The organism is Parvibaculum sp. (genome assembly GCF_035511255.1).
Classification (GTDB): Bacteria; Pseudomonadota; Alphaproteobacteria; order Parvibaculales; family Parvibaculaceae; genus Parvibaculum.
On record NZ_DATKFR010000413.1, the window covers coordinates 1 to 2,414 of the forward strand.

Annotated in this window: 2 protein-coding genes; both read left to right on the top strand. The window is 62.6% G+C overall.

From position 1 onward, the window contains the following. On the top strand, positions 1–2,110 hold a 2,110-nt coding region (gene glyS / locus VMR03_RS15700), incomplete at its 5' end, for a glycine--tRNA ligase subunit beta (protein ID WP_325406876.1). 154 nt (positions 2,111–2,264) lie between these two features. After that, positions 2,265–2,414 (top strand): PEP/pyruvate-binding domain-containing protein (locus VMR03_RS15705; protein WP_325406877.1); only part of this gene is annotated, 150 nt, incomplete at its 3' end.

Sequence of the window (2,414 nt, forward strand, 5' to 3'; positions counted from 1 at the left end):
GGGCGTCGAGGCGACGAATGCGCGGGCCTTCGCGACGCCGCGCCGTCTCGCGCTCGTCATCGACGGATTGCCGGAGAAGACGCCGGACGTGAAGGAAGAGCGCAAGGGTCCGAAGGTCGGCGCGCCCGATCAGGCGATCCAGGGCTTTCTGCGCGCCGCCGGATTGACCTCGATCGATCAGGCGACGGTGCAGGAGGACAAGAAGGGCGCCTTCTATGTCGCGATCACCGAACGCGCGGGCCGCGCCACCGCCGATCTCATCGCCGAGATCGTGCCGGAGGTCGTGCGCAGCTTTCCCTGGCCGAAGTCGATGCGTTCAGGCCGCCACGAATTGCGCTGGGTCCGCCCGCTGCATTCGATCCTCTGCATTCTCGGCGGCAAGGTCGTTCCTTTCGACATCGAAGGCATCAAGTCCAGCGATACGACACGCGGCCACCGCTTCATGGCGCCGCAGTCCTTCACAGTCGCAAACTTCGCGGACTACGAGAAGAAACTCGAAGCGGCGAAAGTGATCCTCGATCCGGCGAAGCGCGCCGCCCTCATCAAGGACGGCGCGTTGAAGCTCGCCGCCGATGCGGGCCTGGAGCTTTTCGAGGATGAAGGGTTGCTCGCCGAAGTCGCGGGGCTGGTCGAATGGCCGGTGCCGCTAATGGGCAAGATCGACGACCAGTTCATGTCGGTGCCGCAGGAGGTGCTGACGAGCACCATGCGTGCGAACCAGAAATATTTCGCGCTGACGGATGCGGACGGCAAGCTCGCGCCGCGTTTCATCGTGATCGCCAATCTCGTTGCGGAAGACGGCGGCGCGGCCATCGTCAACGGCAATGAGCGCGTGCTGCGCGCCCGCTTCTCCGATGCGCGCTTCCTGTGGGAACAGGACAAGAAGGTTCGGCTTGAAGATCGTCTGCCGAAACTCGAAGAAGTCGTCTTCCAGGCGAAGCTCGGCACGGTGCGCGAGAAGGCCGAACGCATCGCGAAGCTCGCGCGCGAACTTGCCGCCGTCATTCCGGGCGTCGATCCGGCGAAGGCCGAAATCGCGGGCCGTCTTGCGAAGGCCGATCTCACCTCCGGCATGGTCGGCGAGTTCCCCGAGCTGCAGGGCCTGATGGGCGGCTATTACGCCAAGGCCGACGGTCTCGGCGACGAGATCGCGAATGCGATCGCCGAACATTACGCGCCGGCCGGCCCGTCGGACGCGGTGCCTGCCTCCGCGCTCGGCAAGGTTGTCGCGCTAGCCGACAAGATCGATACGTTGACCGGGTTCTGGGCGATTGATGAAAAGCCCACGGGATCGAAAGACCCCTACGCGTTGCGACGCGCGGCGCTGGGCGTAATTAGAATTGTTCTCGAAGGCAATATTCGTATTGGCTTATACCATCGTATTTTTCATTCACTTCGCTATTCGAGACTGAGCGTAAATGTTGCGCGCAGGCGCTACGTTAGCGAGGCTGGAATACGCCCTGACAGTGTCAAGGCAAATGACGAAATCTCGCGGCTTGACGCTGAAGAAAAATATCTGACGGTCAGGAGAACCCAAGGTTTGGGGCCAGATAATGTTGAGATGGCCGCGATTGAAGACCTCCTCTCCTTCTTCGCCGACCGCCTGAAAGTTTATCTGCGCGACCGCGGTGCGCGGCACGATCTCGTCGATGCCGTCTTCGCGCTCAACGCGCTCGGTCAGCCGCAGGACGATCTCGTGCTGATCGTGAAGCGCGTCGACGCGCTGTCGGAATTCCTTGCGACCGATGACGGCAAGAATCTGCTCGCGGGCTACAAGCGCGCGGTCAACATCCTCAATATCGAGGAGAAGAAGGACAAGGCGACGTATGGCGGCGAGCCCGATCCGGCGTTGTTCAAGCAGACCGAAGAGCGCGATCTCTTCGACCGCATCGAGGAAGCGCGCGCGGAAGCCACGCATGCGATTGCCCGCGAGGATTTCGCCGCCGCGATGAGCGCGCTGGCGCGGCTGCGGGCCCCGGTCGATGCTTTCTTCGAAAAGGTCACTGTCAACGCGGACGAAAAGCCGGTACGCGAGAATCGGTTGCGTCTGCTATCGCTGATCCGCGCGGCCTTGCACGAGGTCGCGGATTTTTCGAAGGTCGAGGGGTAGGAAGCCCCTCACCCAACCCTCTCCCCGGAGGGGAGAGGGCTAGTAAGCGGTGGAGTCGATTCCTTCTTCCTTCCCCTCTCCCCTTGGGGGAGAGGGCAGGGTGAGGGGGAGCCCCGAATGCCGAGTGAGACGGTGCCAACAAAGGCGTAAGCGAATGGCTGATAAGAAGTGGGTCTATTCCTTCGGTGACGGCAAGGCGGAAGGCGCGGCGTCGATGCGCAATCTCCTTGGCGGCAAGGGCGCGAACCTCGCCGAGATGTCCAATCTCGGACTGCCGGTGCCGCCGGGCTTTACCATCACCACG